Origin of the sequence: Kineococcus aurantiacus, assembly GCF_013409345.1 — a bacterium.
GTDB lineage: Bacteria > Actinomycetota > Actinomycetes > Actinomycetales > Kineococcaceae > Kineococcus > Kineococcus aurantiacus.
Genome location: NZ_JACCBB010000001.1, coordinates 1,436,001 through 1,450,020, shown reverse-complemented (window position 1 = coordinate 1,450,020; position 14,020 = coordinate 1,436,001). Strand labels below are relative to the sequence as shown.

Below are 14,020 nucleotides of genomic sequence, written 5' to 3'. Positions count from 1 at the left end.
ACCGGCCGGCTCAGCCGACCAGGCGCTCGCTGAAACCCCACAGCCGCTGCGCCGTGGCGGGGTCGAGGGCGGCCGAGGTCGCGTCGGAGGGGATGACGTCGGCCGTCAGCTCCCGCACCTCGTCGTCGACGGGGGCGACGTCGTTGTCCTTGAGGTAGACGCCGCCGACGTCGGCGAGCAGGGGGCTGGTGGCCGCGAACACGACGGTCGCCGCCCCCTGCTCCGGCGTCTTCTTGCCCCGCGCGGGGTCGATCACGGGGCGGCCGCCGGCGTCGAGGAGCCCCTGCTCGCGCAGGGTCGCCGCCCAGACCGGGTCGTCGAGGGCGCCCATCAGGACGACGCCGGGGTGGACGGCGTAGCCGCGGACCCCGTCGGCGGCGTACCGGCGGTCCAGCCCGACGCTGAACAGGACGTTGGCGAGCTTGGTCTGGGCGTAGGCCGCCTGCGGGTGGTAGCCGGTCGTGAACCCGGGGTCCTCCCAGCGGATCCGCCCGAACCGGTGGGCCCCGGAGGACAGCGTGACGACGCGGGCGGCCCCGGCGGCGCGCAGGGCCGGCAGCAGGCCGGTGGTGAGCTGGAAGTGCCCGAGGTGCCCGGTGGCGAACTGCTTCTCGACCCCGCGGGCGTCGCGCTCGACCTGCGCGGGGGCGGGCAGGTTGGCCGCGTTCACCAGGACGTGCAGCGGCCCGTCCCAGGCGCGGGTGAAGGCGTCGATGGAGGCGGGGTCGAGCAGGTCGAGCCCGGCCACCGCGACCCGGTCCACGCCGGCCAGGGTGCGTGCGGCGAGCGCGGGGTGGCGGGTCGCGACGGTGACGTGGGCGCCGGCGGCGGCCAGCGCGCGGGTGGTGACCAGCCCGAGGCCGCGGTGGCCGGCGGTGACGACGACCCGGGTGCCGGTCAGGTCGCGGCCGGCGAGGACGTCGGTGGTGGTCGAGGCCGCGGTGAAACCGGAGCCGAGGGGGTGCTGGGTCACGGGGACCTCCTGCCGAAGAAGCGGAACACTCGTCCGGAACTTTAACCGGATCGCTGTTCCGCCTGCAAGGGGCCCCCGGGGTGCGACGACGGGCCGGCTCGCACCGCCCCGTCGCCGGTTCAGGCCAGCCCGGTCGCCGCCCGCACGTCCCGCAGCACCCCGTCCAGCCGCTCGCGGGCCGCGCGGCGCGCGCCGGGCAGGTCCCCCTCGACGTCGGCGACGACCTCGCAGTAGCACTTCAGCTTCGGTTCGGTCCCGCTCGGGCGCACCACCACCCGGGTCCCGTCCGCCGTCCGGAACCGCAGGCCGTCCGTGGGCGGCAACCCGTCCAGGCCCTCGGCGAGGTCCTCGACCGAGGTCACCGCCGAACCCCCCAGGTGCGCGGGCGGGTCGGTGCGCAGCCGCGCCATCGCCGCCGGGATGAGGGACAGGTCCTCGACGCGGACCGTCACCGGCGCCGTCAGGTGCACGCCGTCGAGGCGGTCGAGGTCGTCGAGCAGGTCCCGCAGGGTCCGGCCCGCGGCCAGCTCGCGGCGCACGATCCCCGCCACCAGCAGCGAGGCGGAGATCCCGTCCTTGTCCCGCACCACCTCCGGGGCCACGCAGTAGCCGATGGCCTCCTCGTACCCGAACGTCAGGTCCGGGACCCGCGCGATCCACTTGAAACCCGTCAGCGCGGACGCGAACCGCGCACCGGTCCGGTCCGCGACCCGCCGCAGCGCCTGCGAGCTGACCACCGAGCAGGCCAGCACCGCGCCGGAGCGGGCCAGTTCCGCACCCAGGACGCGGCCCAGCTCGTCACCGGAGAGCTGGGTGAAACCCCCCGGGCCGGGCACCGCGACGCAGCACCGGTCCGCGTCGGGGTCGACGGCCAGGACGACGTCGGCGCCGACCCGCTCCGCGAGGGCGACCGCCCGGTCCAGCGCGCCGGGTTCCTCGGGGTTCGGGAACGGGACCGTCGGGAACGCCGGGTCCGGGTCGGCCTGCTCAGGGACGGGGTGCACGTCGGTGAAACCGCTGCGGTGCAGCGCCTCCAGCAGCACGGAGTTGCCGACGCCGTGCATCGCGGTGACCACGACCCGCGGGTCGCGGCCCGGGGCGGGGTCCACGGCGGCGGTGACGGCGGACAGGTACTCCTCGACGATCCCCGGCCCCAGGACCGTCCAGCCGTCCGCGGCGCGCGGCAGGCCGGCCAGCGGGCCCACCGCGGCGATCCGCTCGGCGATCCCGGCGTCCACCGGCGGCACGATCTGCACCCCGCGCCCCTCGGGACCGGCGGCCCGCCCGCCCAGGTAGACCTTGTAGCCGTTGTCGCGGGCCGGGTTGTGGCTCGCGGTGACCATGACGCCCGCGTCGGCGTCCAGGTGCCGCACGGCGAAGGCCAGGACCGGTGTCGGCAGCGGCCCGGGCAGCAGCAGCACCTCGCAGCCCGCGGCCGTCAGGACGGCCGCGGAGTCGTCGGCGAACTCCCGCGACCCGTGCCGGGCGTCGAGCCCGACCACCACGCGGGGACGGTCGAACCGGGCCGTCAGCCAGGCCCCCAGACCCGCGGCCGCGCGCTGCACCACGGCGCGGTTCATGCGGTGCTCACCGGCGCCGACCACCCCCCGCAACCCCGCCGTGCCGAACTCCAGGGGACCGCGGAACCGGTCCGCCAGGTCGGCCCGGGCCGCCGCGGAACCGTCGTCGAGCAGGGCCTGCAGCTCCGAGCGCGTCCGGGGGTCGGGGTCGTCGGCGATCCACGCGCGGACCCGGTCGAACAGCTCGTCGCTCACGGCCCCACCCTACGAGGGGCGTGCGAGGATGACGCCCGTGAGCACCCCCGTGGTCGTCCTCGCCGGGTTCCTCGGGGCGGGCAAGACGACGGTGCTCAACCAGTTGCTCCGGTCGGCGGCCGACGTGCGGCTCGGTGTCGTCGTCAACGACTTCGGCGCCGTCGGGATCGACGCCCTCCTGGTGGCCGGCTGGGCCGACAGCGCGGTGTCGCTGGAGAACGGCTGCCTGTGCTGCTCCACCGACGACGGCAGCGTCGACGAGCTGCTCGCCCGCCTCACCGCCCCCCGGCGCGGCCCGGGGCTGGACGCCGTCGTCGTCGAGGCCAGCGGCGTCGCCGAGCCGTCGGCCATGGTGCGCCGGGTCCTGACCACCACCGTGCCCGGCGTCCGCTACGGCGGGCTCGTCGTCGCCGTCGACGCCGTGGAGTTCGAGGCGACCCGGCTGCGGCACCCCCAGCTCGACGACCACGTCGCCATGGCCGACGTCGTGCTGCTCACCAAGACCGACCTCGTGCCGGCGGAGGAGGCCGCCCGGCTCGCCGCGGTCTGCCGGGGCCTGAACGCCTGGGCGCCCGTCGTCCCCGCCGCGAAGGGGCAGCTCGACCCGCGGCTGCTGTTCGAGACCCCGCCCGCGCGGCAGCGGCAGCTCGCGCTCGGCGAGGTGGTCCACGACCCCGGCGACCCCGGGACGCACGTCCACTCGATGTACGACGCCGTCGAGTTCCGCAGCGAGGCGCCGCTGGACCCCCGCCGGTTCGTCGCCTTCCTCGAGCGCCGCCCCTCCGGGGTCTTCCGCGTGAAGGGCTTCGTGCGGTTCGCCGTGGAGGGTTCCGGGCAGCGGTACCTGCTGCAGACCGTCGGCGCGGCCGTCCGCTTCGAGCGCGGCGCCTGGCCGCCGGGGTCGGACCGCGCCACCGAGCTCGTCCTCGTCGGCGCCGGCCTGGACGCCGACGCGCTGCGCCGGGACCTGCGCGACTGCGTCCACGACGGGGAGCCGCTGCGCGACGAGATGGCGATGATGGGCGTCCTGCGCAGCACCGAGGGGGTCTGAGGCCCGGCCCGCCGCGTGCGCGCGGGCGATGAGTTCCGCGCCCGCGCCCGGTCCACCCCCGCGAGACCCGCGAGGCGGGGGAAAGGGCGGTGCGACGTGTCGGAAGCTGCACCTACTGTCGGTCCCATGGCACCGGTCGAAGAACTGACGGCCCAGCCGCCGGCGGTCCAGGCGCGAGGGCTCGTGAAGCGGTACGGCGACGTCACAGCGGTGGCGGGCGTCGATCTGGCGGTGCCGACGGGCACCGTCCTGGCCCTGCTGGGGCCCAACGGCGCGGGGAAGACGACGACGGTCCGGATGCTCACGACGCTGCTGGTCCCCGACGGGGGCAGCGCGACGGTCGCGGGCGTGGACGTCGTGGCCGACCCGCGGGAGGTCCGTCGGCGCATCGGCCTGTCGGGCCAGTACGCGGCCGTCGACGAGAACCTCACCGGGTTCGAGAACCTCGACATGGTGGGGCGGCTCTACCACCTGGGTCGCAAGCGGTCCCGGGAGAGGGCGTGGGAGCTGCTTGAGCAGTTCGACCTCACCGACGCGGCCAAGAGGGTCGCCAAGACGTACTCCGGCGGCATGCGGCGCCGCCTCGACCTCGCGGGGGCGCTGGTGGCCGAGCCGCCGGTGCTGTTCCTCGACGAGCCCACCACGGGCCTGGACCCGCGCAGCCGCAACGACATGTGGGACCTGCTGACCCGCATGGTCGGTGGCGGCACCACGCTGCTGCTGACGACGCAGTACCTGGAGGAGGCCGAGCGCCTCGCCGACGACATCGTCGTCATCGACCACGGCCGCGTCATCGCCCGCGGCACCGCCGACGACCTGAAGACCCAGGTCGGCGGCCAGCGCGTCGAGGTCGTCGTCGGGTCCGACGCGGACGTGGACACCGCGGCCGCCGTCCTGCACGAGGTCGCCGTCGGGGAGCTGCAGGTGGAGCGCCGCGCCCGGCGGGTCACCGCCCCGGTGACCTCGGGCACCCGGGTGCTGGTCGAGGTGCTCCAGCGCCTCGGCGACGTCGGCGTCGTCCCGCTCGACGCGGGGTTGCGCCGGCCCACGCTGGACGACGTGTTCCTGACGTTGACGGGCAAACCCGCCGACGAGGTCGCCGGCGGGGAGCCGGCCCGGACGGTGCAGGGGGTGCGCTCGTGAGCGCCGTGGCCGAGGTCGTCGCCGACAGCTCGGTGATCGCCAAGCGGAACATCCTGAAGATCACCCGGATCCCCGACCTGCTCGTGGGGACCCTCATCTCGCCCATCATGTTCATCCTGCTGTTCGGCTACGTCTTCGGCGGCGCCATCGCCGTGGGCGGGGGGAACTACCGGGAGTTCCTCGTGCCGGGCATCTTCGCCCAGACGGTCATCTTCGGCGCCACCGTCACCGGCGCCGGCATCGCCGACGACATGCAGAAGGGCATCATCGAGCGGTTCCGGTCGCTGCCCATGACGCAGTCGTCGGTGCTCGTGGGCCGCACGGCCTCCGACGTCGTCCTCAACGTCATCGTCACCGTCATCATGTCCCTGACCGGCCTCGTCATCGGCTGGCGGATCCGGACCTCGCTGCTGGACGCCGTCGTCGGGTACGCCCTGCTGCTGCTGTTCGCCTACGCGGTGTCGTGGGTGATGGGCCTGCTGGGCCTGCTCATCCGCACCCCGGAGGCGTTCAACAACCTCACGTTCCTGACGATCTTCCCGCTGACGTTCATCACCAACGCCTTCGTCCCGCTGGAGTCCTTCCCCGGCCCGCTGAAGGCCATCGCCCAGTGGAACCCCGTCTCCACCCTCGTGCAGGCCGCGCGCGAGCGCTTCGGCAACGTCCCGCCCGGCACCCAGCTGGGCACCTGGTCGATGCAGAACGCCGAGCTGTACACGCTGCTGTGGGTCGTGGTGGTCCTCGCGGTGTTCGTCCCGCTGGCGACCCGCCAGTACCGGCGGGCCGCCGCGCGCTGATCAGAGCAGGCGCACGACCCCCGCGAGGAGGTCCGCGCAGCGGCCGGCGGCGTCCCGGCCGGCCTGCAGGACCTCCTCGTGGGACAGCGGCTGGTCCGACACCCCCGCCGCCAGGTTCGTCACCAGGGAGAACCCCAGGACCTCCAGGCCGGCGTGCCGGGCCGCGATCGCCTCCAGCGCCGTCGACATCCCCACCAGGGACGCGCCCAGGACCCCCGCCATCCGCACCTCGGCGGGGGTCTCGTACTGCGGGCCGGGGAACTGCGCGTACACGCCCTCGCGCAGCGACGGGTCCACCGTGCGCGCCACGGCGCGCAGCCGCGCCGAGTACAGGTCGGTCAGGTCGACGAACGTCGGCCCTTCCAGCGGGGTGGCGCCCGTGAGGTTGAGGTGGTCGGAGATCAGCACGGGCGAACCGGGCGGGATCGTCCGGTCCAGCCCGCCGCACCCGTTGGTCAGCACGACCGTCCGGCAGCCCGCCGCGGCCGCCACCCGCACCCCGTGCGCCACCGCCCGCGGACCGTGGCCCTCGTAGTGGTGGGTGCGCGGCAGCACCAGCGCGTGCAGCGGGTCCGCGTCCGGGCGCGGCACGCGGATCGAGCGGACCGTGCCCGCGTGCCCGACGACGGCGGGGGCCCGGAAACCGGGCAGGTCCGTCGCCGGCAGGGACGCCACGACCTCCCCGAGCCGGTCGGCGGCCGCGGCCCACCCCGAGCCCAGCACGAGCGCCACGTCGTGCCGGGGCACGCCGGTCCGCTCGGCCAGCCCGGCGGCGGCCTCCTCGGCGACGGTGGACGGGTCCTCGGCCAGGAGGCCGGCGGGCGGGGTCGCGGTCACGCCCGCCAGCGTAGTGAGCGCGCCCGGGCGCCCGCCGGGGCGGTGCCGGGCGCCGCCGCGCGCCTCAGGCGTCGTTGGAGCGGCAGGGGCGGGCCCGCAGGCCCAGCACGTAGTCGTGCGGGGCGCCGCCGGCCTCGGCCGCGTCGGCGAGGCCGCCGAGGTACCGCGCCGTGGGCAGGCCGCCCTCGTAGTCGTCGAGCACGTACGTCCACGCCACGACGTCGCCGTCCAGCGTCTTCACCCGCACCCTGATCTTGCGGAACAGGCCGATGTCCATGCCCTCGGCGGCGTCCATGCGCACCTCGTCGGCCTCGGTCAGGTCGTACAGCGCGACGTACACCTGCTCACCGGGGGCCTCCACCACCGTCGCCAGCGGCCCCTGCCAGCTGCGGTCCTCCCCGCCGAACGTCAGCCGCCAGTCCTGCAGCCACCCCGTGGAGCGCAGCGGGGAGTGCGGGGCTTTGCGGGACATGACCTCGGGGTCGAGGTTGGTCGCGTACGCGGCGTAGGCGGGCGAAGCAGGCACGGAGATGAAGGGTAGGGGAGCATGGGGGTGTGAGTCCCACCAGTGCGTCCTCAGTCAACAACGCGACCCGGGTGGCCATCCTCGGCGGCGGGCCCGGCGGGTACGAGGCGGCCCTCGTCGCGGCCCAGCTCGGCGCCGACGTCACCGTCGTCGAGCGCGACGGCCTCGGCGGGTCGACCGTCCTCACCGACGTCGTCCCGTCCAAGACGCTCATCGCCACCGCCGAGCTCATGGCCACCGTCGGCGGCGCCTCCGAGCTGGGGGTGCGCTTCCCCGGCGGCAGCGCACCCGACACCGAACCGGCCGGGGCCGTCACCGTCGACCTCGGCCGCGTCAACGCCCGCGTCAAGGCGCTCGCGGCCGCCCAGTCCGCGGACGTGCGCGCCCGGCTGGAGAAGGAGGGCGTGCGGATCCTGTCCGGCTCCGGTGCCCTCGACGGCCCGCACACCATCGTCGTGCGCGACGGCGAGGACGCCGGTGCGCGCGTCGAGGCCGACGTCACGCTGCTGTCCGTGGGCGCCAGCCCGCGGGTCCTGCCCGACGCCCAGCCCGACGGCGAGCGCATCCTCACCTGGAAGCAGGTGTACGACCTCACCGAGCTGCCCGAGCACCTGATCGTCGTCGGGTCCGGTGTGACGGGCGCCGAGTTCGCCAACGCCTACGACGCGCTCGGCGCCCACGTCACGCTCGTCTCCTCCCGCGACCGGGTCCTGCCCGGGGAGGACGCCGACGCCGCCGAGGTCCTCGAAGGGGTGTTCCGCCGCCGCGGCATGGACGTCCTGTCCCGGTCCCGGGCGGAGAAGGTCGAGCGGCACGGCGACACCGTCGTCGTGACGCTGTCCGACGGGCGCACCGTGGAGGGGTCGCACTGCATCGTCGCGGTCGGCGCGGTCCCCAACACCGCCGGCCTGGGGCTGGAGGAGGCGGGCATCTGGACGTCGGAGTCGGGGCACGTCGAGACCGACAAGGTGTCCCGCACCTCCGCCCGCGGCGTCTACGCGGCCGGGGACTGCACGGGCGTGTTCCCGCTGGCCTCCGTCGCGGCCATGCAGGGCCGCATCGGGATGTGGCACGCCCTCGGCGACTCCGTCGCGCCGCTGAGGCTGCGCTCGGTGGCGTCCACGGTCTTCACCTCCCCGGAGATCGCGACCGTCGGCTGGACGCAGGCGCAGATCGACTCCGGCGAGGCGCAGGGGGAGATCGTCAAGCTGCCGCTGGCGACCAACGCCCGCGCCAAGATGCTCGGCATCCACGACGGGTTCGTGAAGCTGTTCTGCCGCACCGGGTCCGGCACCGTCATCGGTGGTGTGGTGGTGGCCCCGCGGGCCAGCGAGCTGATCTTCCCGGTGACCCTGGCGGTCGAGAAGCGGCTCAACGTCGACGACGTCGCGCACGCGTTCACGATCTACCCCTCGCTGTCGGGGTCGATCGCCGAGGCGGCGCGGCAGCTGCACGTCATGGGGGAGTAGCCCCGAGGCGTGCTCAGCCGCCGGAGCGCTCGATCACGCTGATCGAGCACTCCGGCGGTCGAGCACTCCTGGGGCGGGCGCTCCGGCGGGGGACCGTCAGGCGTCGACGATCTCGCAGAGCACCGCGCCCGTGGTGGTCGTGTCGCCGGCCTTGGCGGTCAGGCCGGTGATGGTGCCCGCGCGGTGCGCCAGCAGCGGCTGCTCCATCTTCATCGCCTCCAGGACCGCGACGAGGTCGCCCTCGGCCACCACGTCCCCCTCGGCGACGTCGATCTTGACGATGGTGCCCTGCATGGGCGTCACCAGCGCGTTCGGGTTCCCCGCCGACCCGCCGCCGGCCTTGCCCTTGCGGCCGCCGCGGTGCGTCGCCGACCGGTAGGCCCGGGCCACGGCCGCCCCCGTCGCCACGCCCGCGCGGGAGATCTCCTGGCCCGCCCGGGACAGCTGCGCGTTGAGCTGCTCCACCGGGATCGAGACCTCCAGGCGCTTGCCGGCGACCTCCACGACGATCGTCTCCCGGTGCGGCGCACCCTCACCGCCGGCCTCCAGCGCACCGGAGCCGGGCATCTTCGAGGTGTCGAACTCGGGGGACTCGATCCAGCGGGTGTGGACGGTGAAACCCTCCGCGCTCGTCGCCGCGAACGCCGGGTCGGTCACGACCGTGCGGTGGAAGGGGATGACCGTCGGGACACCCTCGACGACGAACTCGCCGAGCGCGCGGGCCGCGCGGGCCAGCGCCTGCTCGCGCGTCGCGCCGGTCACGATGAGCTTGGCCAGCAGCGAGTCGAAGTCCTGGGAGATCTCCACCCCGCCGTTGACGGCCGCCGCGCGCGGGTCGATGCCGGTGTCGACGCGCACGCCCGGGCCCGACGGCAGCGAGAACCGGGTGAGCTTGCCCGGGCGGGGCAGGAAGTTCGCGCTCGGGTCCTCGCCGTTGATGCGGAACTCGATGGAGTGCCCGCGGGTGGCGACCTCCGAGTAGCCCAGGTGCTCACCGCGGGCGATGCGGAACTGCTCCACGACGAGGTCGATGCCGCTGACCTCCTCGGTCACCGGGTGCTCCACCTGCAGGCGGGTGTTGACCTCCAGGAAGGCCAGCGTCCCGTCGGCGGCCACGAGGAACTCCACCGTGCCCGCGCCGACGTACCCGGCCTCGCGGACGATCGCCAGGGACGCGCGGCGCAGCTCGGCGTCCTGCTCGGGCGTCAGGAACGGCGCGGGCGCCTCCTCCACGAGCTTCTGGTGCCGGCGCTGCAGCGAGCAGTCGCGCGTCGAGACGACGACGGCCCCGCCGTGCGCGTCGGCCAGCACCTGCGTCTCCACGTGCCGGGGACGGTCCAGGTAGCGCTCCACGAAGCACTCACCGCGGCCGAACGCGGCCTCGGCCTCGCGGACCGCGGAGGCGAACAGCTCCGGCACGTCCTCGCGGGCGCGGGCCACCTTCAGGCCCCGGCCGCCACCGCCGAAGGCGGCCTTGATGGCGATGGGCAGGCCGTGCTCGTCGGCGAAGGCCAGCACCTCCTCCGGCCCCGAGACCGGGTCCGGCGTCCCGGCGACCAGCGGGGCGCCCGCCCGGGCCGCCAGGTGCCGGGCCGAGACCTTGTCGCCCAGGGCCTCGATGGCCGCCGGCGGCGGGCCGACCCAGGTCAGGCCCGCGTCCATGACGGCCTGCGCGAACGCGGCGTTCTCGGACAGGAACCCGTACCCGGGGTGGACGGCGTCGGCGCCGGCCCGCAGGGCCACCTCGATGATCTTGGCGCCGTCGAGGTAGGTCTCCTTGGCGGTCTTGCCGCCCAGGGAGAACGCCTCGTCGGCGCTGCGCACGTGCAGCGCGTCCCGGTCGCCCTCGGAGTAGACGGCCACGGAGGCCAGGCCCGCGTCGCGGGCGGCGCGGACCACGCGGACCGCGATCTCCCCGCGGTTGGCCACGAGGACCTTCGTCACCGGACCCGTGACAGCGGTCGGATCGGGGGAGGTCATGCGGCGTCTCCGGGGAGTCGAGGGCGGGAGCGGGGCGGAGGGCTGAGACTACCCGCGCGCGGCCCACAGGTCGGTCCAGGCGACCCCCGCCTCGCGGACCAGGTCGCGCAGGAGCGGCAGCGAGACGCCCACGACCGCGTGGTGGTCCCCCTCGACGCCCTTGACGAACGCCCCGCCCAGCCCGTCGACCGTGAACGCGCCCGCCACCTTCAGCGGTTCACCCGTCGCGACGTACGCCGCGATCTCGGCGTCGGTCACGTCGGCGAAGTGGACCGTGACGCTCGCGACCCCGCCGATCGTGGCGCCCGAGCCGTCCTCGCGGTCGTCGATGAGCCAGTGCCCGGTGTGCAGGACGCCCGTGCCGCCGCGCATCGCCTCCCACCGCGCCGTGGCCTCGGCCGCGTCGGCCGGCTTGCCGAGGACCTGCCCGTCGAAGGCGAGGACGGAGTCGCACCCCAGGATCAGCGAGTCCTCGGGGCGCTCGTCGTCGCCCGCGACGTCCTCGGCCTTGGCCTTGGCCAGCACCAGGCACACGTCCTCGGGGTCGGTCACCCCGTAGCGCTCGACGACGGCGGGCTCGTCGACGGAGGAGACCAGCACCGCCGGGTCCAGGCCGGCGGCGCGCAGGGTCGCGAGGCGGGCGGGGGAGGCGGAGGCGAGGAGCAACGACGTCACGCCGTCATCGTTCCACGCGCGCCGTGGGCGCCGGGGGTCCGGATCGTTGTGACAACGCTCGCGATCAACGGCAGCGTTGTCACAACGATGCTAACCCCCCCCGCGCCCGGTGACGACGCAGCGTCAGGGCAGCAGCGCGGAGCGCAGCACGTCCATCCCGACCGACCCCACGTCCAGCGCGCGCCGGTGGAAGGAGCGCAGGTCGAAGGCCGCCCCCTCGCGCGCCCGCACGTCGTCGCGCAGCGCCGTCCACAACCGCTCGCCGACCTTGTAGCTCGGCGCCTGACCGGCCCAGCCGAGGTAGCGGTCCAGCTCGAACCGCAGCACGTCGGTGTGGTTGCCCGACACCGACTGCACGTAGGCCCACGCCTTCTCGTACGTCCACGGGCCGCCGTCGGGGGCGGGCAGCCCGCAGTGCAGCCCGATGTCCAGCACAACCCGGCCCGCGCGCAGCAGCTGCGCGTCGAGCATCCCCAGCACCTCGCCGGGGCCGTCCAGGAACCCCAGCTCCTGCATGAGCCGTTCGGCGTACAGCGCCCAGCCCTCCCCGTGCCCGGAGACCCAGCACCCCTGCCGCCGCCACCGGTTCAGCACCTCGCTGCGCACGGCCGTCTGGCCGATCTGCAGGTGGTGGCCGGGCACGCCCTCGTGGTGGACGGTCGTGGCCTCGCGCCACGTCGAGAACGTCGTCTGCCCCGCCGGGACGGCCCACCACATCCGGCCCGGGCGGGTGAAGTCCTCGCTGGGGCCGGTGTAGTAGATGCCGCCGCTGGTGGTGGGCGCGATCCGGCACTCCAGCCGGCGGATCTGCTCGGGGACGTCGAAGTGCGTGCCGTGCAGGGCGTCCACCGTCCGGTCCGACCGGTCCTGCATCCAGGCGCGGAAGTTCGCCGCACCCTCGACGACGAGGGCGGGGTCGGCGTCCAGCGCGGCGGCGGCCGCGTCCACGTCCGGGGACCCGGTGACCTGCCGGGCCACCACCGCCATCTCCGCGCGCAGCCGGGCGACCTCCTCCAGGCCCCACGCGTACGTCTCGTCGAGGTCCACGGCGGCCCCCGTGAAGTAGCGCGACCACAGCTCGTACCGGTCGCGGCCCACGGCGTCGGCGGCCGGCGCCTGCGGCAGCAGCTCCTCGCCCAGGAACCCGGCCAGCTCCCCGTAGGCCTGCGCCGCAGCCGCTCCCGCGACCGGCGCGCCGTGCTCGGCGCCGAACTGCCCGAAGAAGCCCGTCGCGTACTGCCCGGCCTCGGCCGCGCACGCCCGCACCTGCCGGGCCGCCGCGACCCGGCCCGCGGCGGCCGCGGCCCGCAGGCTCTCCACGTACCCCGCGACGGCGGCCGGGACGGCGGCCAGGCGCTCGCCGACGGCCCGCCGCTCCTCCTCGGTGCCCGTCGGCAGCAGGTCGAAGACCATCCGCAGGTCCTGGACGGGGGAGGCGATGACGTTGAGGTCCCCCAGCAGTTCCCCCGCGTCGTGCAGCGCCACCTCCAGCCCGAGCCGGTCCTGCAGGGCCGCCGCGGTGACCCGGTCGACGTCGTCCTCGACAGGGGCCGCCGCCAGCGCGCGCAGGGTGGCGCGCTGGGCGTCGGCGACGGCGGCCAGCCCGGCGGGGGAGCGGTCCCCGAGCCCGGGGGCGGCGTCGGGGACCCCCAGGCTCAGTGCCGCCGTCGGCTGCAGCCGCAGCACCGTCTCCAGGTACCGCTCGGCCACCTCGTCCACCGCGGTCGCCCGCCGCTGCTCGCTCACGGGACGACCCTAGTGATCACGACCCGGTCGCGGGAGCCTGCTGCGCGGCGGTCTCCAGCAGCGGCACGAGCCGGTCCAGCAGCCACGGCAGGCTGAGCACCGTGGCCGACGTGGCGGTCACCAGGGTCGGGTCGTCGAGCCAGGCGACGGCACCGGAGGCGACGGCCGGCATGGTGGCGTAGACGGGGTCGGCGAGCAGCTGGTCGCGGGTCAGCCCGCCGTAGCCGACGACGAGGTCGGAGTCGAGGTCGCGGACGCGTTCCTTGGCGACCTCGGCGTAGAACGTCGACGCCTGCGCCGCCAGCGCGGCGATGCCCGGGGCGTCGACGAGGCCCAGCTCGTGCAGCATGTCCACGCGCGGGTCGCCGGGCAGGTAGACCGACAGCCCCTCGGCGGTGGCGTACGCGTAGCTGAACGTCTTGCCCGCCAGCACCGGGGAGGTCTTCGCGCGGTCGGCGAGGTCGGCCTCGGTGGAGGCCACCAGCGCCGTGGCCTCGTCGGTCCTGCCGAGGGCCTGCCCGACGAGCCGCACCTGGTCCTGCCACGTCGTCAGCCACGGCTGGTCGGGGTAGGCGACGGTCGGCGCGATCTTCGACAGCGTCGCGTAGTCGTCGGCGGTGATGCCGGAGTAGACGGCGAGGATCAGGTCGGGGGTCAGGGCGGTGATCTGCTCGAAGGGCAGGTCCCCGGACGTGGGGTTGGGCAGGAACGTCGTGGTGGCGGCGTCGAAGTGGCCCTCCCACCAGGGCAGCGTGCCGTCGTCGAGGCCGCCGTAGGTGACCTCGGGGATCCCGACGACCTGCCCGCCGAGCGCCCACACGGCCTCCTGCGAGCCCCAGCCCAGGCAGACGACGCGCTGCGGGGCGGACTCGACGGTGGTGGTGCCCAGGGCGTGGGTGAGGGAGACGGGGAACGCCCCGGCGGCGGCGGTGCTCGTGCCGGTGGCGGCCGGGTCGGCGGCGGTCTGCTCCGAGGAGCCGCAGGCGCTCACCAGGGCGATCAGGGGAAGGGTGGCCAGCAGCGTGCGGCGCGTCGTGGGCACGGCGAT

At 75.2% G+C, this 14,020-nt stretch carries 12 protein-coding genes; 4 read left to right on the top strand and 8 right to left on the bottom strand.

The window, feature by feature from the left end; translation table 11 throughout:
* Window positions 1-10: 10 nt before the first annotated feature.
* Both BJ968_RS06935 and BJ968_RS06930 read right to left on the bottom strand, forming a co-directional pair.
* Window positions 11-973: an SDR family NAD(P)-dependent oxidoreductase gene (locus BJ968_RS06935; protein WP_179750409.1), complete on the bottom strand. Its 963-nt coding sequence runs from the start codon at window positions 971-973 to the stop codon at window positions 11-13.
* 119 nt (window positions 974-1,092) lie between these two features.
* The gene (locus BJ968_RS06930; protein ID WP_179750407.1) at window positions 1,093-2,748 is read right to left on the bottom strand and encodes a phosphohexomutase domain-containing protein; all 1,656 of its coding nucleotides are present in this window, start codon (window positions 2,746-2,748) and stop codon (window positions 1,093-1,095) included.
* A 37-nt stretch (window positions 2,749-2,785) separates the two neighbouring features.
* Between BJ968_RS06930 and BJ968_RS06925 the strand changes: the two genes are divergently transcribed.
* The 3 genes from BJ968_RS06925 to BJ968_RS06915 all read left to right on the top strand — a co-directional run bounded on the left by BJ968_RS06925 (window position 2,786) and on the right by BJ968_RS06915 (window position 5,739).
* Window positions 2,786-3,799 (top strand): CobW family GTP-binding protein, encoded by a 1,014-nt coding sequence (locus BJ968_RS06925; RefSeq protein ID WP_179750405.1) that lies wholly within the window; start codon window positions 2,786-2,788, stop codon window positions 3,797-3,799.
* A gap of 126 nt (window positions 3,800-3,925) precedes the next feature.
* Entirely contained in the window at window positions 3,926-4,942 is a 1,017-nt protein-coding gene (locus BJ968_RS06920) for an ATP-binding cassette domain-containing protein (RefSeq protein WP_179750403.1), read from the top strand.
* Window positions 4,939-5,739 carry an ABC transporter permease gene (locus BJ968_RS06915; RefSeq protein ID WP_179750401.1) on the top strand — a complete coding sequence of 267 codons (801 nt, stop codon included), beginning with the start codon at window positions 4,939-4,941 and terminating at the stop codon, window positions 5,737-5,739. Before BJ968_RS06920 ends, BJ968_RS06915 begins: the two co-directional genes overlap by 4 nt.
* Here BJ968_RS06915 and BJ968_RS06910 read toward each other — a convergent pair whose 3' ends face one another.
* A complete protein-coding gene (locus BJ968_RS06910) occupies window positions 5,740-6,576 on the bottom strand; it encodes a purine-nucleoside phosphorylase (RefSeq protein WP_179750399.1) in 837 nt (278 codons plus the stop codon).
* A gap of 64 nt (window positions 6,577-6,640) precedes the next feature.
* Window positions 6,641-7,102 carry a gamma-glutamylcyclotransferase family protein gene (locus BJ968_RS06905; protein WP_343077873.1) on the bottom strand — a complete coding sequence of 154 codons (462 nt, stop codon included), beginning with the start codon at window positions 7,100-7,102 and terminating at the stop codon, window positions 6,641-6,643.
* A 29-nt stretch (window positions 7,103-7,131) separates the two neighbouring features.
* Here BJ968_RS06905 and BJ968_RS06900 point away from each other — a divergent pair, with 29 nt between their 5' ends.
* Window positions 7,132-8,571 carry an NAD(P)H-quinone dehydrogenase gene (locus BJ968_RS06900; RefSeq protein ID WP_179750397.1) on the top strand — a complete coding sequence of 480 codons (1,440 nt, stop codon included), beginning with the start codon at window positions 7,132-7,134 and terminating at the stop codon, window positions 8,569-8,571.
* Between the two features lie 96 nt (window positions 8,572-8,667).
* On the opposite strand, the gene BJ968_RS06895 is transcribed toward BJ968_RS06900, so the two are convergent.
* From BJ968_RS06895 to BJ968_RS06880, 4 genes are all read right to left on the bottom strand, one after another.
* Window positions 8,668-10,515 carry an ATP-binding protein gene (locus BJ968_RS06895; RefSeq protein ID WP_179756323.1) on the bottom strand — a complete coding sequence of 616 codons (1,848 nt, stop codon included), beginning with the start codon at window positions 10,513-10,515 and terminating at the stop codon, window positions 8,668-8,670.
* An 84-nt stretch (window positions 10,516-10,599) separates the two neighbouring features.
* A complete protein-coding gene (locus tag BJ968_RS06890; RefSeq protein ID WP_179750395.1) occupies window positions 10,600-11,226 on the bottom strand; it encodes a Maf family nucleotide pyrophosphatase in 627 nt (208 codons plus the stop codon).
* 123 nt (window positions 11,227-11,349) lie between these two features.
* Window positions 11,350-12,972 carry a DUF885 family protein gene (locus BJ968_RS06885; protein WP_179750393.1) on the bottom strand — a complete coding sequence of 541 codons (1,623 nt, stop codon included), beginning with the start codon at window positions 12,970-12,972 and terminating at the stop codon, window positions 11,350-11,352.
* A 16-nt stretch (window positions 12,973-12,988) separates the two neighbouring features.
* On the bottom strand, window positions 12,989-14,014 hold the full coding sequence (locus BJ968_RS06880) for an ABC transporter substrate-binding protein (protein WP_179750391.1): 1,026 nt from the start codon (window positions 14,012-14,014) through the stop codon (window positions 12,989-12,991).
* Window positions 14,015-14,020 lie beyond the last annotated feature (6 nt).

Excerpts from the sequence above, each read along its gene's own strand:
- BJ968_RS06920 (WP_179750403.1), top strand. The coding sequence starts at position 3,926 with ATGGCACCGGTCGAAGAACTGACGGCCCAGCCGCCGGCGGTCCAGGCG.